The 20,497-nt window shown below is 38.1% G+C and carries 20 protein-coding genes; 2 read left to right on the top strand and 18 right to left on the bottom strand.

Annotation, left to right across the window (positions count from 1 at the left end):
- Positions 1-20 precede the first annotated feature (20 nt).
- The 15 genes from RWP19_RS04625 to RWP19_RS04555 form a co-directional block, all read right to left on the bottom strand.
- Positions 21-812 carry a uracil-DNA glycosylase gene (locus RWP19_RS04625; RefSeq protein WP_314356641.1) on the bottom strand — a complete coding sequence of 264 codons (792 nt, stop codon included), beginning with the start codon at positions 810-812 and terminating at the stop codon, positions 21-23.
- 139 nt (positions 813-951) lie between these two features.
- The gene (locus RWP19_RS04620) at positions 952-1,725 is read right to left on the bottom strand and encodes an ABC transporter ATP-binding protein (RefSeq protein WP_295207648.1); all 774 of its coding nucleotides are present in this window, start codon (positions 1,723-1,725) and stop codon (positions 952-954) included.
- Positions 1,726-1,736: 11 nt separating this feature from the next.
- Entirely contained in the window at positions 1,737-2,489 is a 753-nt protein-coding gene (locus RWP19_RS04615; protein ID WP_295207645.1) for an ABC transporter permease, read from the bottom strand.
- Positions 2,490-2,499: 10 nt separating this feature from the next.
- Positions 2,500-3,453 (bottom strand): ABC transporter substrate-binding protein, encoded by a 954-nt coding sequence (locus tag RWP19_RS04610; protein WP_314356640.1) that lies wholly within the window; start codon positions 3,451-3,453, stop codon positions 2,500-2,502.
- Between the two features lie 374 nt (positions 3,454-3,827).
- Positions 3,828-5,456 carry a glycosyltransferase family 39 protein gene (locus RWP19_RS04605; RefSeq protein WP_314356638.1) on the bottom strand — a complete coding sequence of 543 codons (1,629 nt, stop codon included), beginning with the start codon at positions 5,454-5,456 and terminating at the stop codon, positions 3,828-3,830.
- 10 nt (positions 5,457-5,466) lie between these two features.
- A complete protein-coding gene (locus tag RWP19_RS04600) occupies positions 5,467-6,054 on the bottom strand; it encodes a DedA family protein (RefSeq protein WP_314356637.1) in 588 nt (195 codons plus the stop codon).
- Positions 6,055-6,217: 163 nt separating this feature from the next.
- A complete protein-coding gene (locus RWP19_RS04595; RefSeq protein ID WP_295260216.1) occupies positions 6,218-6,439 on the bottom strand; it encodes a DUF2922 domain-containing protein in 222 nt (73 codons plus the stop codon).
- A gap of 262 nt (positions 6,440-6,701) precedes the next feature.
- The gene (locus RWP19_RS04590; RefSeq protein WP_009352393.1) at positions 6,702-6,908 is read right to left on the bottom strand and encodes a DUF1659 domain-containing protein; all 207 of its coding nucleotides are present in this window, start codon (positions 6,906-6,908) and stop codon (positions 6,702-6,704) included.
- 321 nt (positions 6,909-7,229) lie between these two features.
- Entirely contained in the window at positions 7,230-7,976 is a 747-nt protein-coding gene (locus tag RWP19_RS04585) for a hypothetical protein (protein WP_314356636.1), read from the bottom strand.
- 291 nt (positions 7,977-8,267) lie between these two features.
- Positions 8,268-8,435, bottom strand: a complete 168-nt coding sequence (locus tag RWP19_RS04580) for an ArsC/Spx/MgsR family protein (RefSeq protein ID WP_314356662.1) — start codon at positions 8,433-8,435, stop codon at positions 8,268-8,270.
- 104 nt (positions 8,436-8,539) lie between these two features.
- Positions 8,540-9,577, bottom strand: coding sequence for an ACR3 family arsenite efflux transporter (gene arsB, locus RWP19_RS04575; RefSeq protein ID WP_314356635.1), 1,038 nt, complete (start codon positions 9,575-9,577; stop codon positions 8,540-8,542).
- A 192-nt stretch (positions 9,578-9,769) separates the two neighbouring features.
- Complete coding sequence (locus RWP19_RS04570; protein WP_314356634.1) at positions 9,770-10,084, bottom strand: metalloregulator ArsR/SmtB family transcription factor; 315 nt, start codon at positions 10,082-10,084, stop codon at positions 9,770-9,772.
- A gap of 402 nt (positions 10,085-10,486) precedes the next feature.
- On the bottom strand, positions 10,487-11,362 hold the full coding sequence (locus tag RWP19_RS04565; protein ID WP_060923769.1) for a CoB--CoM heterodisulfide reductase iron-sulfur subunit B family protein: 876 nt from the start codon (positions 11,360-11,362) through the stop codon (positions 10,487-10,489).
- Entirely contained in the window at positions 11,362-12,324 is a 963-nt protein-coding gene (locus RWP19_RS04560; protein WP_005385096.1) for a succinate dehydrogenase/fumarate reductase iron-sulfur subunit, read from the bottom strand. The genes RWP19_RS04565 and RWP19_RS04560 overlap by 1 nt, the downstream gene beginning before the upstream one ends.
- A gap of 1 nt (position 12,325) precedes the next feature.
- Complete coding sequence (locus tag RWP19_RS04555; RefSeq protein WP_314356633.1) at positions 12,326-14,044, bottom strand: FAD-binding protein; 1,719 nt, start codon at positions 14,042-14,044, stop codon at positions 12,326-12,328.
- 887 nt (positions 14,045-14,931) lie between these two features.
- Here RWP19_RS04555 and RWP19_RS04550 point away from each other — a divergent pair.
- Both RWP19_RS04550 and RWP19_RS04545 read left to right on the top strand, forming a co-directional pair.
- Entirely contained in the window at positions 14,932-15,606 is a 675-nt protein-coding gene (locus RWP19_RS04550) for a response regulator transcription factor (RefSeq protein ID WP_314356632.1), read from the top strand.
- Positions 15,584-16,999: a HAMP domain-containing sensor histidine kinase gene (locus tag RWP19_RS04545; RefSeq protein ID WP_314356631.1), complete on the top strand. Its 1,416-nt coding sequence runs from the start codon at positions 15,584-15,586 to the stop codon at positions 16,997-16,999. The genes RWP19_RS04550 and RWP19_RS04545 overlap by 23 nt, the downstream gene beginning before the upstream one ends.
- A gap of 65 nt (positions 17,000-17,064) precedes the next feature.
- On the opposite strand, the gene RWP19_RS04540 is transcribed toward RWP19_RS04545, so the two are convergent.
- From RWP19_RS04540 to RWP19_RS04530, 3 genes are all read right to left on the bottom strand, one after another.
- A complete protein-coding gene (locus RWP19_RS04540) occupies positions 17,065-18,378 on the bottom strand; it encodes a DUF445 domain-containing protein (RefSeq protein WP_314356630.1) in 1,314 nt (437 codons plus the stop codon).
- Positions 18,375-19,610 carry a DUF445 family protein gene (locus tag RWP19_RS04535; protein ID WP_295209825.1) on the bottom strand — a complete coding sequence of 412 codons (1,236 nt, stop codon included), beginning with the start codon at positions 19,608-19,610 and terminating at the stop codon, positions 18,375-18,377. Before RWP19_RS04535 ends, RWP19_RS04540 begins: the two co-directional genes overlap by 4 nt.
- 104 nt (positions 19,611-19,714) lie before the next feature.
- Entirely contained in the window at positions 19,715-20,416 is a 702-nt protein-coding gene (locus RWP19_RS04530) for an MBL fold metallo-hydrolase (RefSeq protein WP_314356629.1), read from the bottom strand.
- Positions 20,417-20,497: the final 81 nt, after the last annotated feature.

The following is a 20,497-nucleotide window of genomic DNA, read 5'->3' as shown; positions in this document are numbered from 1 at the left end:
CATCCTGCATAGAAATCGAACTATTTTAAATATGTATTGACAGCCTCAGCAAACCCTTGGCGATATAGATTAGCTCCGCCATTTGCAGGATGGCGCAAACCAATGGCAGACAGACCAAATCGACCCATTGTATCAGCGGACTTTTGTCCTACTGCTAATACAAGAGGTTCTATACCGCCTAACTCACGATGTAAGTCTAACAATCGTTTTGTATATTCCCAGCCTACTTGTTGTTCTTTATCCGTAGGCGTGCGATTCGTCAATGGATTTCCATCCTTATGTGGGTGGAACGGGAATATATTCCACAGCAACGTGTCATAGGGATCGATACCTTTTTCTACGATAGCACTCCATACCACAGTGTCTGTAGGTTCGTTAAAGCCATCCTTTTGCTGTGTTCCTTTTAATAAAGAGCTAGTAGGTGAACTAGTACGTTCCAACTGAATAGGCGTTACATCCCTCGCCCGAATGGTTTTATGCTTATCTAATAACATTCTTTCACAAGTAATAGCAATACCTGTAAAGCGTCCTCCTTGGTATCCTACAGCCTCAGCCACCACAAAGACCTTAGCTCGACCTAAGCGCGGCAATAAATAGGCGAGTAAATTATCTCGACGAACTTGGGCCGCATCAAAACCGTCTGTAACGATTTCTAAATCAGGATTTACCTCACCCCACGGATTATGGATAAGACTGCCTTGATACCGAGCAAGCCAATCTACAAAACTGCGCACCTTCTCTACTCTCTCTGCATCAAAGGACGCTATATATTCATCAAAAGACAAGGTCTTCTCCAACTCAAATAAAGACATACAGCCTCCAATTTAAATTTCATACGTTATTACCAATATATATCTACTATACATTATAATTACACGAATTGCATAAGAAATATAAAAACCACCTAGGTATGTTGCAATCCCTAGGTGGTTTCTTTTGATATGTATATAACTAAATATAGAACTCGATTTTGTCTTCTTTTGCTAATTGGAATTGTTCAAAGATGTGGTTACGTATACTAACAAAGTTTGGCGATGTACGGTCTGTTCTATCTATGATATTTACAGGGATAATCGTTTGTACACGACCTGGGTTTGCCGCTAGTACGACAACTCGGTCCGCTAAAACTACAGCTTCTTCAATATCGTGGGTAACGAATACAACCGTCTTACCTTCTTCGCGGCAAATACGAGAGATTTCATCTTGCAGGCTGATACGTGTCAACGCATCAAGAGCACCAAGTGGTTCGTCCATGAAGATAATATCTGGATCAACCGCCAATGCACGAGCAATGGACACCCGTTGTTGCATACCACCAGACAACTCCGCCGGATAGCGATTACGAGCATGGTCAAGGCCTACCATTTTCACATATTTGTCGATGATAGCAGGGCGCTCTTCTTTAGGCACTTTTTTACTTTCAAGACCTAACTCGATATTGCTTTCTACCGTACGCCACGGTAACAAACCATAGTTTTGGAATACCGTTACATATCTAAGTTGCGGTGCTTTTACCTCTTCACCATCTATGGTAATAGAGCCAGATGTAACAAGCTCAAAACCCGCCATAGCGTTTAATAAGGTGCTTTTACCAGAACCAGAAGGGCCTAAGAGACAAATAAACTCGCCCTTTTCAATGTCTAAATTAATATCTTCAAGAATGGTGAGAGGTTCCCCATCTTTCATAAATTCCTTGTGTGCATTGCGCACCGAAATGTAACCCATGAGGCCACCTCCTATTTCTCAATACCCCAACGTTTATAAATCCATTTTTCAATGAGGGACACGCCCCAATCGAGTAAGAGTCCAACAAAACCGATGGTCAAGATAGCTACCATCAAGAGATCATTACGCAAGTTATTTCTCATATCGATAATAAGGAAGCCAAGGCCTGTTTGAGAACCTACCATTTCCCCTGTTACCAAGAAGATCCACGCTGTACCAAGTGCAATATGAAGACCAGACGCAATACCAGGGAATACGGCTGGCAATACGATTTTAAATAGCAGTTCTGGTTGTTTAATACCAAAGTTACGCGCCACCTTGATATATACAGGGTCAATATTTTGAATAGCGGACACTGTAGATAACAACACAGGGAAGAAGGCTGCAATAAAGATGATAACTATGGCTGGCGCTTGACCGATACCAAAGAATAGAACGATGAACGGCAACCACGCTACTGGAGAGATAGGTCTAATAACTTGGACGATAGGATTGATGTAGTTCCAAATTCCTTTGTACCAACCTAAGATAAGGCCTAAAAATACGCCTGCCCCAACAGAAATAATATAACCGATAAAGAAACGAACTAAACTATCTGCAATATCTTTAAACAGAACGCCATCGCCTATAAGCTCTCCAAATCCAAGTAACACCTTATATGGCGTTGGAAATAAAGCTTCGTTAAATCCACCAAGGCGAACAATTAATTCCCAAATTAGCCATGCCGCGATGAATGAGCCCGGCACATATGTATATTTCTTCATGGTCCCCCTCCTATGGTAACAACGATGTATCTACAAACTCTGAGTAGGTCGGCACTTTTTTGATTAAATCAATATGCGTCATATGGTGCACGAGTGCGTTATAACGGTCTTCAGTAAGAGCTAAATCTCCAAACCCAATCACTTGTAAAGAACGTTCAATAACAGGATCCTTAAATTTCATATATTTTAAGGAAATCTCTTTTTGTGCTTCTGGATGCTCATCTAAATATTTACCTGCATCAAGATAAGCCTTGGTAAAAGCTTTTGCTAACTCATGATGCTCATCAACGAACTGTCCATTAAACACAAGGGCACAACAAATGTTGTCATGCCATAAATGATCCGGATCTTCAAAAACTTTACCTTTTCCCATTTCTAATGCAAGAGACCCAAATGGTTCAGCTACACTATACCCAGCAATTTGTCCTACCGCTAACGCTGATGGCATTTCAGGAGGACTCATTTCAACGACTTGCACATCTTTTTCACTTAGACCAGCATTCTCAAGCATGCAATCCACGAGAACTTTTTGAGTTGATTGTTTATGCGGAATAGCAAAGGATTTGCCTTTTAAGTCTTGTACAGAATTAATATCGTTATTTACGATGATAATATTGCCCTCTGTATGACCCAATGCAGCAGCACGAACATCAATGCCTTGTTCACGAGCTTTTACACCTAGTTCAACGAGTACCGATGCAGCATCTACCTTGCCTGTATTTAATGCATCCATCAACTCTGGCCAAGATCCATATTTAACAAGCTCTACATGAACAGGACCATCTGCTGTTTCTAATTCTTTTGTAGCGAATACCGGCAATGCATGAGTAAGTGGTAAATACGCTACCCGTACTGTCTTTAGTTCCTGTGCTGTCTTTGGTTTATGATACTCATGATAACCATACGTGATACCGCCGATAACCAAGAGAACTGCCGCAATGATTAGATACCAAGTTTTCTTCATGACTTCCCCTCTTTCTACCTCATAACAAGGGGCGTTTTTGACACATGTCATTTTCCGCAATTTTCTAAATCCTAGATGAAATATGGTTTTAGAACACCTCGTTTTAAAACTTATTTATAACCTACTATATCAATATGCATTAATTCTGTCAATAAAACACAGTAATATTGTAGGTATTATTATTTAAGTACGAAAAGTGTCAATATAGTTAAATTCATAGCCTCAGAAAAATGAGTTTGATGCTTTAAGTTTAATTTATTCACCAAACAATCTTTCAATCTTTAAATACAAAAAATAGGTAGTATCCATTGGATACTACCTATCTCTCAAATTTGCTAATATGTATTTATTTTAAATATGATGTACATATTCACTTAAAATAAAGTCTTTTTATTTAATATATATACTTCAGATGTGCCAGCTTCACTAGATTCAGATACATTTGGATAAATAGAGGATTGACGGAAATGCTTAATTTCTCCTTTTGGAACGATCAACATCACAGATTTACCAGATGTAATAACTTTGTTAAATTCCTCTTCACTCACTTGCTCCATAAGATATTTCTTTGACCATTCGGCACTACGTTTTTTTATTTTATCTCTATCATCCCAACGACTTTCATCACCGTTGATTTTAATAATCTTATGACCTGTATAGTATACAGCAGAGGTACTGTACCCATTATAGTAATATATATCACCATCATAAGGATCTACTACTGGCACTACATCGATATTACTACGTTGTTTTATAAACGGCTCTAAACCTTCCACAACAACGATGGAAGAAATAACCATAGTACCAAGAACAATTATACTAACAAGGCGATATCCTTTTTTTGTATACCATGCATGGAACAAAAGGAGTACTGCTGCAGCTACTACAACATAGAGCAAGAAATAGAACCCCCACGGTGCAAAAAATGATCCTCCTACGTAAGCAATCCATAAGAGTAACGTAGGCCCCATAATAACCCATTTGAGAGCTCTAGATTTACCTTTGCGTATAATCTTCATAACACCCATAGCGCCGATAGCACTGAATGGAACTAAGCTTACAAATGTATATAAAGGGTATTTTGTAGCCATCAGAGTATAGAATAGCAAAATGCCCACGCCCCACGTCATATTATAGATAAAACCTGTATGACGTTGTTTAAATCCATCAATAATACCGTATATAACAGCCCCTGTCCACGGCATAGAAGCACCTAAAAAGATTGCTATGTAATACCACCACACATTATCTTCTGGATGCTCAGATTGCGTTGCACGCGTTACATTGTGAAGCCCTAGGAAGCCATTGATGAAATCTTGACCATGAACGCTATACATATATACATACCATGGCAAGCAAACTACACAAAAAGCAAGAATGCCACGCCAATCAAAGATAGCTTTCAACATAGGAAAAGAACGATTAAGCCCCGCAAAAACGAGTAAAATCATTCCCGGCAAGACCAAGGCAACAGGCCCTTTAGTTAGTACCCCAAGAGCCGCAAAAACATAGGCCACAATCATAGCATATGGTTTTTGTTCTACCATACCTTTATAGGAATAAACCATGACCATAATCGTCGTATAGAGCAGTACCATGTCCGTAATAACACCATGTGCTACAGTCCAGAACATGAGAGATGTACCGAGTACAGATGCTCCTATTAGACCCAGAGCCCACTTGCCACTGATAGTACGCGTCGATTGATACATAGTCGCCACAGATAAAGCACCAAAGAAGGCACTTGGCAGACGAACCACCCAATCGGCAATACCAAAAATTTTAAACCCAATAGCAATGAGCCAGTAAATCATAATTGGTTTATCGTACCAATAGGTACCGTAAATTTGAGGAGATAACCAATCTCCTGATAGAACCATTTCTTTAGCGGTTAATGCATAGTTAGATTCAACAGGATCAGTAACAGGCAATATATTATTGCCAAATAAATAAAAAACAAGAAATATGATAAATACGATTGGCGTTAATCGTGAAAATTTCATATGGGCCTCCTTATCGGCGATTGCGATAGTATTTAAAGCCCAACACTACAGCTATAATAACGAATACAACAATCATAACAACCAAAAACTCATGATTATATTGGATAAGATCCTTCCAATTTTCACCAAGAACTTTACCGAGATAAACAAGAAAAATTGTCCAAGGAATCGTGCCTAAAACAGTCCAAATAACAAAATGCCACATAGGATACCGAGCCATGCCAGCCGGGAAGGAGATAAATGTGCGAACGCCTGGCAATAAGCGTCCAAAAAATACCGCTGCTCCTCCGTATTTATTAAACATTTTTTCCGCAAGTTCAAATTTATGTTCATTAAAGAATATGTATTTACCATATTTCAAAAGAAGTGGACGCCCGCCGTGCTCACCCATCCAGTAGGAGAGGATAGATCCTACAATGCCTGCCAGTATCCCTACAACCATGGTCATATGTAAATCAAATATCCCTTGAGCGATCAAATATCCTGCAAAGCCAAGAACGATCTCACTAGGAATTGGAATATTAGCATTTTCCAGAACCATAGCAATAAACATAGCCGCGTAGCCATAAGTTTCCATAAACGAAATAATATATTCCACTTTTTTACCCCTTTTTAATCCCCATATGGGCTCCATTATGTCCAGTTTTTTGGGCATAATATTTTCATTATTACCATACCTATTCGATATACCTTATATTTTACCATAATAAAAAGGCCCTCACCACCGGTGAAAGCCTTTTTTACTATTTAACTGTATGCGATTATTGCAATTCAGTTGTTTGAGTTGTTACTTCTCGAGCCGTAGTAAATGCAGCTAGTTCTGCATCACCAGAACCTAAAATTACTTTATTTGCTACTAGCGCATTAGCCGCTGTTTTAGCATCTTGTAAAGTAATTCCAGCACGAGGAGCACTAATTGTGACTGATGTGCTTTTACCACCGACCGTAGAAAATGTAAGATATACAACGCGTTTATCCGCCATGTGGGCGCCTCCTTTCACGTTTCATAAACAAGTTCTCGAATATAGATAGTATAGGATGATCTATGTAATTCTGTAATTCTTAAATTCTGTAATTACACTAATTACACTTAGATTAAATATATCTATCTACAATTCATATCAATAAGGATGGGAATGTGTGGACTTGCGATTGCTACACCCTTTTACGACCATATAAGGATGTATGAAATCAGCAATTCAAGATGTGTTTGGATCACCTAAAAAACGAATAGATAAGATTCAATTAATGTCCTAAGGATACTTCATTGACTCGGACCACGTCGGACAAGCTATGGTCATACAAGGCTGCTAGCGCATTACCAACGGTTTTCACATTATCATCGGACGCTTCTTCTGCAACACGAGTATAGGTTACGTCTTTATACTTCGGCGCATCTTCGGTGCCGATGTTAAAACGCAATACCAATTTTGTGCGTTTAATGTTAGCCATCGTATCACCTCCTTTCACCCTCTTATATTCCTGAGGGCTCCCTTCGACAACCCCCGCTAGAGTAATTACGGTAATGATTGTGAAAGTCAGTGAAAAATAACTCTAAATCTATACTTCTTACAGTATTTATATAAATCTAACAAACAATACAGGAGCATACACGCCATAAACTTGTCACAAATATAGAAAAAGACCCTTACAAGTCATTAGCCATACAAATATAACTAACAACCGTAAAGGTCTACATAAGCCCATAAAAGGCATTGAAAATCTATAAAATGCAATAAACCACTATTAAGGTCGGTGCTCAATAGATAAATACTATTCAGTTTTCAAGGCTAGCATAAAGTCATTTGCTTTTACAGCTGCCTCAGTATCTACAAAGTGTAGCGGGTTTAATAAGCGACAAAATTTAAAAAGATATTCACGTTTGCGTAAAATTTCTTTTACATGTAACACCGTATCACGCGCCGTACGAGCCGAACTATAGCCATTCATCATAGCATATAGGTAAGAAATCGGGAGATTATCCTCACGCAAATAACTATGCACAAAGATAAGTAAATCCCAACCTTGCGGTGTAAATTCAGGCCAACGACGACCATTTTCCCAATCTAATAAAGTAACCTTATCAGTATCTGGATCATAGGTGATATCTCTCATGGCAGGACGACCATGCGATAAACCATAGTCATGAAACTGTCCCAATGTTTTACCAAAGCTATAGAAAATATGAGTGACCATATCTTGTAAGCTATCATCATCAGGATGTTGCGCTGGCAATTCACTATAATAGGTTAATGTTTTACCAGACCCTTCTGTAACGAAATAATGCTCTCTAAAACCAGCAATCACTGGCGCTACAGGCAACTGAGTATTTACAAAGGAAATTTTATAAAACTCATAATCAAAAGAAGCTCTAGGAGCTGGTTTAATCCAACTAGAGCGGTGATTACTGATATCTTGTTTTACATAATAGGTTTTATCATTAAACTCTACAGGAAAAACACGATGGTCTTTCTCTTCATCGATTATGCGATCAATATATTCTAATAACATATTATTCATTATAGCCTCCCTGTGTATAACACGCTACAACACTAGTGTCCCCCAGCCATATATTTCAAAAAAATCTAATATAACAATTTACCCTCCTATTGTTATATTCCTCGAAATATATAATATTAAATAATTTATGAGTAATAACATAGTAGCTATTACTCATTTAAGTGTATACAATTAATGTATTTATTATACTATAGTTATTAAAGCACATCAAAACTATTTACTTTATAAATATATCATATGGATATTGAAATTAAGCCCTGCTATTACTTTGATGGCAGGGCTTTTATCTATTTATCGGATACTACAAATATTCTCACTGTCTTCTTTGATAAAATCTTTATCCAATGATTTAGGTAAAACATCTAATACTCTCTCTGGTGGTCTGCATAATAGCATTCCTTTTTCCGTTACGACAATTGGACGATTTATCAAAATTGGTTCTATCATCATCGCGTCTATAATATCTTGTTCCTATTTAGCTTCTTGTAAATGAAGTTTCTCAAATTCCGGGACACTTGATTCATATATTCTCCTTTGTTAGTTATTTTATGATGGTAGATCGGTTAATTTTCAAATCTATCTTGTAAAGAATTTGCAAATCTTACAAGCAATAACATAATAGGCACTTCCACTAAGACACCTACAACAGTTGCCAAGGTCGCACCAGAGGATAAACCAAATAAAGATATTGCCACTGCTACTGAAAGTTCAAAAAAGTTTGAGGCTCCTATCATACCACAAGGCGCCGCTATTGAGTATGGTAATCTCACTAGATAGGCTATTAAAAATGTTAATCCAAATATTACTAATGTTTGAACAATCAATGGGATTGAGATTAAAATAATGTCTATTGGTTGTACAAGTATTTTTTCCCCTTGGAAAGAAAAAATAATGACTAAAGTTATGAGAAGTCCCATCATTGTATATTTATCAAAGGAGGGTATAAATATTTTTATTAAGTATTCCTCTCCCTTATTTTTAATAATAATATATCTTGTAATAATACTTAATAATAGGGGAACCACTATAAATAAGATAATTGATAACAATAATGTTCCCCATGGGATATTTATATTGCCTATTTTCAATAAAAAGCTAACTATTGGTATATATGCTATGAGTATGATTAAATCGTTGCTCGCCACTTGAACTAGAGTATAAGCACTATCCCCCTTTGTTAGTTTACTCCATACAAATACCATTGCAGTACACGGTGCCGCTCCTAATAATACAGCACCTGCTAAATATTCCGCAGCTAAGCTTTCATTTATAAATTGACTATATACAACAAAAAAGAAGAAATAAGCTATAAAATACATTGTCAAAGGTTTTATAATCCAGTTTACTATCCAAGTAATAACCAGTCCTTTAGGATTATTTTTTATATTTTTAATACTCTTGAAATCAATTTTCAACATCATAGGATAAATCATAACCCATAATAAGATAGTTGTAGGTATTGAAACATTATAAACCTCCAATTCTGCTAGTGTAGAAGTCACTTTTGGAAATAGACTCCCAATAAGAATTCCGACTATCATACAAAGTAATACCCACACAGTTAAATTTTTCTCAAAGAAACCTATATCATTATTTTTCATAAAAATCTCCTCTATTATTCAATACCTTTAAACTAGTCAACATATGGTACTTCCCTAATGATTTTCTTCACCTCTTCAATTGTTGACACTGTTCCAGAAGATACAACATCTTTATTAGTTACTATCATTCATCATATCAAATATTTTTGATGTGTAGTCCAAAATAAAAAAGTCATAGTTAAGATGACTTTTTTAACAACTGCATTTTCGTTCAACAACTATTTGTATATTTGTAAGCACTACAAACCGCTCTAACACACTATTCCTTCCTGATTCACTGATGCTATAATATTTCCATTTTCCCTCCTGCCGACTAGTAACAATACCAGACTGACAAAGGATTTTCATGTGATAAGATAGTGCAGGTTGGGCAATTTCCAATTCATCTATAAGAACGCAGGCACAAGTCTCTCCGCTTTTTAAATAGTCCAATATCAACAATCGCGTTTCATCAGCTAGAGCTTTAAAAATTTGAGCATCTTTTTTAAAACTTTTGATAATAACCACCTCATATCAAAAATATTTGATTTATCTTTCAATTCAATCTACTATATTTATGGAGAATTATCAAATAGAAAGATGAAAAACTTTTGTCACTTGGATATTAGTATGTTCATTTATATAATAATATTATTATATAATAGAATTATCATTAAAGGAGAGGATCATAGCTGTTAGCATTTATCTTGATAAGATTGCTGAACTAACGCAATAACTACTCTACCTTTTACTAAGGAACATTACAAAATATTGCTATATAGATATTTCTGACAGCTAAAATAGAAAATATTTAACCTTAATAGAAAAACCCCCTAGCCTAAGCTAGGGGGTTCTTCTGGTAATTATGATAATAGGTTTAGATTTAAGACAATACGAGGACCAACTGAGGTCATGTCTAAATCAAACGAATTAACCAACAAATTTAGTCACTGCTGCAGTATCAGTTAAGTGACGTTTAGGCATGCCCATTTCTTCAGGGGAGATGCCAAGAGCAAGACCCACTAATTGGGACATGTGCAAGATTGGCATATCTTTGCCACCGCCAACAACTTCTTTTGCTTCTTTTTGGAACATATCAAGTTGCATTTGGCAAAGTGGACAAGGAGTTACTACGCAATCTGCACCTTCTGTAGCTGCATCTTTGTTGATGGAGCCAGTCATTTGCATTACGGAATCATGTGCAGGGTATACAGCATGGAAACCGCAGCAATCAAGTTTACGGGAGAAATCGATTGGTGTAGCACCGATAGCAGAAATCAAATCTGCTAAGGATGTAGGCATTTGATAATCTTCGAATCCCAATTCAGTTTGAGGACGAAGAATATGGCAACCATAGTATTCAGCTACACGTAAACCAGTTAAAGGTTTAACAACTTTAGCTTTCAATTTGTCCAAACCGTAATCGCGAATCAATACCCATAAGAAATGAGTGATATCAGTTGTACCACGGTATTGTTTACCAATTTGAGCTAATTTTTTGTTAACTTCGTTCTTTTCTTTTTCGTTTTTATCAAGCTCGTTTTTAGCTTCACGAAGCATCAAAGTACAAGTATTACATACAGTTAAAAGGTTCAAACCTTTTTCTTCTGCCAATGCAATGTTACGAGCATTTGTAGCAAGTGTAATTTCTGGAGCGATGTCTTGAACGTGGGATGCGCCGCAGCAAGTCCAGCCGTCAAGCTCTTCCAACTCGATGCCTAATTTTTTAGCTACAGCAACTGTTGCTAAGTAGTCTTCTTTGGCAGCGCTTTCAAGAACGCAACCTGGGAAAAATGCGTATTTCATTATTTGCTTACCTCCTCAGCTGCTTTCATAAGTCTGCGAACACCATCAATACCATTTACAGGTTTTTGAGGTACTACAAGTTCGAATGGATTGATTTTGCTGTGTTTCCACAAACGTAAAGCATAGAATGCTTGTTTAGCGGAATCAACAACACCATCAGATTTCAAGCTCATAGAAACTTCTTTCAAGCGACCAGTTTTGTAGAGATCGTCTTTGAAAGCAACTGCATGGCGAACGCCTTTGCTGTTAGTAAGACCAGCTTTTGTAGCTTCTTTACGCAAGTTGGAAATATCTTGAGCCGGTTTTAAGTGTTTAGGACAACGGGAGATACAGTTCATGCAGTGAACGCATTTCCAAAGACCATTGTCAAATGCAGGTTGAATGTGAGCCATAGGTGCATCATCACGGCTATCCAATACGAAACGGTTAGCTTTTGTGAATACATATGGTTCTAAGAAGTCATCTTGACGTGCAGTCAATTTGTTACATTCAGATGCGCAGCAACCACAAAGGATACATTCTGTACCAGCAACGAATTTTTTGAAGTCAGCTGGAGTTTGGCGAACGATTTTGTCACCTTCGTTGAATTCTGCTTTAAGGAAGATCCAAGGAGCAACTGTTTTCAAACGATCAACTTTTGCTTCCCAGTCAACAACTAAGTCGCGGATAACGCGGAAGTTACCGATTGGTGCAATTGTCAATTCATCAGTACCATAACGTTCTGTTAATTCGTCGATTTTAGCTTCGCAACCAAGCATTGCTTCGCCATTTACGCGAATGGAGCAAGCGCCACAAACTGCGGAACGACAAGCTGCCAAGAATGTTAATGTTGGATCTTGAGTATCTTTAATTTTTTGAAGGCCCCAAAGAATTGTACGGTCAGCTTCATAGTCAAATTTGAAAGTCTGTACAAACGCGCGACCTTGTTGGTAACGGTGAATATGGTAGGTGATTTGTCTCATCTTAGTACTTCCTTTCTTGTGGTTCGTATTTAGTGAACACTACGTCGCGTTCAGTCAATTCGTACTCGCCATTAGCACCCAATTTGATCAAAGAGTGTTTTAAGTATCTTTCATCATTACGTTTTGGATGGTCTTCACGGATATGAGCACCACGAGATTCACGACGGTGTAAAGCGCCCATAGCAATAGCTTTAGCTACTGTTAACATGGAACCGATTTCACAATAGTTAACGAATGCCATGTTGTAAGTACGTTCAGGGTCACCTACATAACAAGTTTTGTAATCTTCGATTAATTGATCGATTTCTTTTAATGCTTCAGTAATACCTTCTTCATTACGGAAGATACCTACTTTATTCCACATTGCATCAGCCAATGCATCGCGGATTTCAACTACAGGACGACCGCCTTCACGAGATGTTACTTCAGTGAATCTAGCTTCCCAAGCTTTTGCAGCTGCAGCTAATTCTGCATCTACGTTAGCTTGTTCATGTGTTTCAGCATAGTCAGCTGCGCCAGCACCGGATACTTTACCGAATACTACGCCGTCTGCCAAGGAGTTACCACCTAAACGGTTAGCACCGTGGATGGAGATACAAGAAGCTTCGCCGGAGGAGAACAAACCAGGCAATTCACATGCACAAGTTTTGTAATCAACTACGTCGATACCGCCCATTGTATAGTGACATGTAGGACGAATAGGTACTGGTTGTACTAATGGATCGCAATGTTCGAAAGTCATAGCCAAGTCACGGATACCATGAAGTTTTTCAATGATAACTTCAGGACCTAAGTGACGAAGGTCAGCCACTACATATGCGTTAAGACCAGAACCGAAACCACGACCTGCAGCGATTTCATCTTCGATTGCTTTCGCTACAACGTCACGGGATGCTAATTCCATTTTGTTAGGCGCATATTTTTTCATGAAACGTTCGCCTTCAGCGTTAAGAAGGTAACCACCTTCACCACGAACCGCTTCAGACATCAAGATACCAGTACGACCAAGACCAGTTGGATGGAATTGAATCATTTCCATATCTTTCAATGCATTACCAGCGCGGAATGCTGCTGCCATACCATCGCCTGTGGAAAGGAATGGGTTTGTAGTACGAGTCCAGAAGATACGGCCTGCACCACCAGTAGACAAGATAATAGCTTTCGCTTTAATTTGTTCTACGCGACCTTCTTTCATGTTCCAAACTACAGCGCCACCAACATGACCGTCTGCAGATTTAACAAGATCTAAAAGGTACCATTCTTGTAAGAAGTGTACGCCTTCTTTCAAGCATTGTTCGTAAGTTGTGTGCAAAATAACGTGACCAGTTTTATCCGCAGAGTAGCAAGTACGTGGATAGGATTGACCACCGAAGTTACGTTGCGCAATTTTGTTTTCTTCAGTACGGGAGAATGGAGCACCCATGTGGTCCATTTCAAGTACGCCTTCTGGACAACGAGAGCAGAAGAATTCGATCGCATCTTGGTCACCAAGATAGTCAGAACCTTTTACTGTGTCGAAAGTATGAGTTTCAACTGTATCTTCAGCTGCAACGTTATTCAAACATGCATTTACACCGCCTTGCGCCATCGCTGTTGCAGAGCGAGTTGGGAAAATTTTAGTAATAAGAGCTACATTTAAGCCTTTGCGACGACCAACTTCAAGAGCCGCGCGTTGACCAGCGCCACCGCTACCTACTACTAGAACATCAAACTGTTCCATAATGACCTCCTCATAACTACCTTTAATAAGAAAATTTGTTAGACTATCTCATTTCAAAAACTCATAAAAATTTTTGATAACCTAATCATTTTTCTTTCAAGAAAAGTCCCATACTTATGCGACTTTTCTTATAGCTTTACATATAATTATAGAGAGCATTTAGTGTGATGTCTAAACCTTATTATGCATAATTAATTTTGATTAATCTAATTGATAATTTATTTCATTTATTATTTTTTGTACTTATATTCAATCATTTAAACATAGATATATGAATATTTCTTACAAGAAGTTAAGAATATTACGAAAGTAATTCGATTCCGAATTTTTTATATATTTTTATCTCTTCCAGGTACGCAAGAATCCTTATTAATATTAGCTTTATAAGAGGTCAATATCGTTCATAATACTTAATATTCTTTAAATTCCTACTAAAATCGCCTAGAATTTAACCATCTAAAATCATTAAATTTCTACATCTACCATTGGTATTTATCTCTCTGATAATTATTATCACAAGTTTTTTTAGTGATTTCTTTCACACTCATTAAAATTGGCAAAAATAGGTTTATCTATGCGCATACAGCAATCTTCGATATAGTTCATCTTCATTCATTAGTAGAATTCATTAAATTTCAAGTTTTTGCAATTTTTTGCTACCAAAAATATGAAGAAAGGCCTTATAAACTCGCATATACATTCATCTTTTGCTCATTCCTGTTGTATAAGGTATGATAATAGATAAATAAGTTATATAATATTATATATATAGTCACCCTTATATGGTGTTGTGGCTTTCACCTAAAAGAAAGCATATATATATATAATGACTATATTAATGTAGTTGGAGAGCTATATTTTTAACTCATACATAAGGAGAACAGAGAATGAAAATTTTACTTGTAGAAGACGAAGAAATGCTGAATGGCATTACCGCCAAATATTTACGTGCAGAGAATATGACGGTTGATACATGCTTCAACGGTCAACAAGCGATTGATTATGTAAACACATCCAGCTATGACGTTATCGTTATGGATATTATGATGCCAATTCTTGATGGTATTAGTGCTCTTGCACAAATGCGTAATGACGGTAATACAACTCCTGTATTACTTTTAACAGCAAAAGATTCCTTGCAAGATAAAGTTACAGGCCTCAATACAGGCGCCGATGATTATCTTGTAAAACCTTTTGATTTAGAAGAATTAACTGCTCGTATTTATGCATTGGCGCGCCGTAACGCACGTCATGCTCAAAACGATATTCACGTTGGCCCACTTACTATCAATGTATCTCAACGTACTGTTAAACGTGACGGGGAAACAATTACTTTAACAGCAAAAGAATTTGACCTCTTATTCTACTTAGCAAGTAACGAAAACATTGTATTATCTCGTCAACAAATTCTTGATCACGTTTGGGAATATGATTATGAAAGCTACTCTAACCTTATCGATGTATACATCAAAGATTTACGTAAGAAAATCGATACTGATGAGAATGTAAAACTCATTCAAACGGTTCGTGGAGTAGGGTATGTCCTCAAAACAGAAAACTAATGATCCTCATCGAGATCTAGACACCATGTCTGGGGCAGCTACCGATTTATTTAATCGTCTGCCCCTCACTTTTAAAATTATGTCTTGGTATACTATCTTTTTGCTTATTATCTTGATGGTTGCATCCGCATGGATTTATGCATATACTCATGAGTCTGATAATAAAGAAGTACGTGAGCGTTTGCAGCAACAGGCAATGATAATGGCTACAGATATTCGCAAATTCAAACCGTACCAAGACAACACGTTTTTCTTTGTGTCTACGCAAGACGGCTATATTATTAAAGGCGCCTTACCTGATGGGTTTCCAAACCAAACAGTTCTCTCCTTAGGACAGGTTGGAGAAATCGCCGTAGGTGAAGATACATTCTACTACTACGATACACCGGTTAATGAACCGAATTATCGTGGTATTTTACGTGCTGTTACAAAAGTAAAAACGGCCTCTAAAAAGACAGAAAACTTATTATATAGTTTATTACTAGGCGATGTTATTTTCTTATTAATTTCATCGTTAGGTGGTTATCTATTCATCAAAAAGGGGCTCAAACCGGTTCGAGTCTTAACCAAGACAGCTAAGGTTATCGGCAAGAATAATGACTTGAGTCGTCGTATTGATATACCATCTCGCACTGCACGAGATGAAATTTACGAACTAACAACAACCTTTAACCGCATGATTTCAGGTCTTGAAGATTCTTCAAACCGGGAAAAGCAGTTTAGTTCGGATGTATCCCATGAACTACGTACACCAATTGCTGTTATTAAGGCAGAAAGTGAATTTGCCTTAAAATATGGACGTACAGAAGATGATTTACGAGAAGGTCTCACACATATCTTAGAACAAGCTAAGTTTATGACAAGCCTTGTAAGTCAATTACTCGATGTAGCACGCCTTGAAAATGCTCACGAACTAAATCTAGCCCCTGTAGACGTATCATTAATGTTAACAAACATGGTTCATGACTACACACGACTCTGTGCAGAGAATACAGAAAAAAAGATTTCCATCACATCTAATATTCAACCCAATATGAATATTGTTGCACATGAAGTGTCCTTACGTCGTGCCATCACAAACCTAGTAGATAATGCTATTAAGTTTACAACTTCCACCATTGACATTTCTGCTAAGCTTATAGGTGGTGAACTTGTTATTACAGTAACAGATAACGGTATTGGCATCGAGCCAGAAAATCTTGAGCACATTTGGGATCGTATGTATCAAACAGAACAATCTCGAAATAAAAAATCCAACCATGGCATTGGCCTTGGTCTATACTTTGTAAATAAAGTTATTAACTTACACCACGGCACAGTAACTGCCACAAGTGAACCACAAGTTAAAACTACATTTACAGTACGATTACCGTACAAAAGAACTGAAGAATAAACAAAAACGCTAGCACAGAGAAATTCTCGTTGCTAGCGTTTTTATATTGTTTAGCGCGTAATTATTTAGCCTATAAATTGTTGCCACAATGGCATATATACATATTCTAGAAAAGTCCACACAACAAGCCCTGCTATAGCACCAACAATGGCTCCATTAATACGAATCCAGCTGAGGTCATCCTCTACCTTAGATTCGATAAAGTAAATAAACTTCTCTGTGCTTAGGCCGCCCAGAACTTGGCGTATAATGGTTTCAATGAGATCATAGCCTTGTTCAAGCACATATATACCAATATTGTGCAATGTATCTTCTATACGATTTCTTAAATCTTCGGATTGACCATATACAGTCCACAATTCAAGAGCAATATTCACAAGAACTTGAGCTGGCGTTTCCCCATTTTCATCCCCTACGAGTAACAATTCCTCTACATAAGGGCATAAATGGTTTTCAATGACAGATTCCCAGTCTTGTTCGTGAATCCACCGCTCCCACGCTTCATCAAGAGCATCACAAACCTCGCGGTTCTCTTCTATATGCCGAATAGGATCTACCCATTGGCGAAGCCATGCAGTCCGTTCAGGACTATTCGGTCGTTTCCAATTTTCAAGCATAGCATAGGCCTCTTGAACAATAGCTTGTGCCATCTCTTCATAGTTCACCACATCCGTAGCTTCAGACATTGAGATAAGGAAATCAGACCAGAATCCCTTTCTTTTTTTCTTATAAGCCTCTTCTGCTACAACAGCTGTAAGCCACGTAACCATAGCGGGATGGTTAATACGTTCTTGAATTACGTTCAATACCTGTACAACCATGGCTTCATAGCGATTATGTTCACATAAGTCGAGCAACACGTGTTTCAAAACAGGTACTAGAGAATGTTTTTGAAGCAATCCACGAATGCGTTCTGCCCCCCATTGAGCCCATTCCTCAGTCGTTTGAGACTTCCATAATAAATGTAACCCTTGATGAATTACTAGGCGTGCTGCCCGTTGACCTTCTGGAGATAACAAGAATTTTTCAAACAATGGTACAAATTGAACATTGCTCAACAATACTTTACAACGTTCCTTAGTGAGCATCTTTGTCTCAACAAGCTTAATAACACCGTTGATGAGTCGATCTTTATTACGAGGAATTAACGCTGTATGATACGGAAAGCCTAGTGGCTTACGGAATAAGGCTGTTACAGCAAACCAGTCTGCCACACTGCCGATGAGCGCAGACTGTACAGCCCAATACAGAGGTTGATACCAGCTTTCACGGCCATAGAAAAATTGACCTATGAAAACAAAACAGTACAATACGGCAGTCAAACCAAGAATACTATTAGCACGTTGTCGTAAAGTGAGGGATTTCAAATACTGAATCATTTGAGCACCCCCTCTACCAAAAGGTATAAACCGTAGAATATACCACCTAAAACAGCCCCTACGAGAGAGCCATTAATACGAACCATTTGAAGGTCATAGTACATCTTGCCGCGTACGATTTGGGTAATTTCCTCAGGTGAATAGTGAGATAGTTCCTGCTCCACCACCTTATCAATAAGAGGATTCAATTTTTGTAACCACGGAATGCTACGAAGCAAGAAGAACCGTTCAAAGGGCGCTTGCTTATCTGGGTTCAACAAGATTTCCGTACCGAGCACATTAAAGCGACCGATAACGATATCCATGAGGCGTTTCCAGTCCACAGTATCGCCGTCAATGAGCTTGCCTTCCCATTCTTCAAGAACCATTTTAATCCATTGATTTTTGTGCTCTTCGATAAAAGCTTGCCACTCTACATTAGTTTCCAAATTATTGAAGAAACGAATGGCTTGTCCCCATATGTAACGACCTAAATCAGAATCTATAGACTCGTTATCCTTTAGGAATTGAACAGCCTTTTTCTGTACCGTTTCTACCAATCGTTCTGGTGAAAGCCCATCGCCGCCAAAGGCAATAGCCAATTCACGGAAGAAAGAGTCTTTCGTATAGGTTTTCATAATGTCTAGCATAACACGGTATAAGTACGGATATACTTGATTAGATACAATGACACGCTGACATGTACGGTTAAAGTAGAGCCAGAAAACACTTGCTGTTTGGCGCTCTAACATGCAGCGACCAAACAAGATAACGAGAGGTGTCGCCTTCCAATTTGTAACACCTTTATATATGGCCTTGTTGATTTCCTGACGCATAGGTTCAATATCCATATGAGACAAAACCTGATTACCTACACCATACAAAATATCGCGCATTTGGCCTTGCCCTGCATCGCTCATGCCATATTCGATGATACGGACCATAACGCGCTCTTTTTTGATGGCATAGTACATTTGAGGCACGCGCAATAGTTCCTCGCTGAGCATGGTTCGCCCCATTTGTATAAGTCGCTCCTTGCTACGTGGCAAAATAGCCGTCTTAAAAGGAATTCCCAAAGGCTTCGTAAAGAGTGCCGTTACCGCATACCAGTCCGCCAATCCACCGATCATAGCAGCCCCAGATACGTGCATGATAAACGCCCAAAACATATCTTGCCGTTGTGGATATGAAATTAAAAATATAATAGCCATGACAACCAATAGGGTGGTTGCCACTGGTTTAGTTTTCATCATCACTTGATCCTAACTTACTGAATTACGTATACAGACGCTCCCCATATAACGTAGTGACCACATAGGTCACGAACTTTCACGAACTACAACTTGTGAAAGTATATTTAGAATGTGCATTCATCGCCATCTTTTTGAGGCTCCCATACAGGAACATCGCCAAAGAGTGCTTTAAAATACACGGATGGTGTCCATAGTGGACCATTTAGATGCATAGGAATAAAGGCTTTTTTTATCTCTACACGGCGCAAGAACTCAATACTGCCCCACTCCATAGCATCTTCTAGACGATTATCTACCGGGAACATCGCCACGTCTACAGATAAGCCGTCTAATTCCTTAAACTCACGCCATGCCATGCGTTTTGCATCAGCATTGTTCTCCGGAGTATCGCCAAGCCAATGCCACCAGTTGAGGTCACCTGCATGGAAAATAGAATCAGAATCGATATTTTCCGTATTTGTCTTTACGTAGAAAGAACCGCCTTCATCAGTGCTGCCATACATATGGATACCTACATCATCTAATGTGGCATCTTGGCCAGGGCGCATAGTAATACATTTCTTTACCTTGCCCTCTAACGGAACATCTTGATGGCAAATATAGCGCGTTCGGGGACCATCAAACTCTGTAATAGACGGATTAAAGTGATCACCGTGAGTATGACTCACAAAGAACCAAAGCTCACGACCGCGTTTCGCTAATTGCCAAACTATATTATTAGGATCTTTATAATAATCAAACACATAGCAACGCTTACCATCATCTACGACAAAGCCGCTATGCGCTAAAAACGTAACATTTAACATTATTATCAGTACCTCTTATTTATTGAGAATTTATATCATTCGTATTGTTTATTATACCATATTTTTCTTAATACATGGCAT

The sequence above is a fragment of the uncultured Veillonella sp. genome (genome assembly GCF_963522475.1).
Lineage (GTDB): Bacteria > Bacillota > Negativicutes > Veillonellales > Veillonellaceae > Veillonella.
The sequence above is the reverse complement of the archived record's forward strand: the minus strand, read 5'-3'. Positions and strand labels throughout refer to the sequence as shown.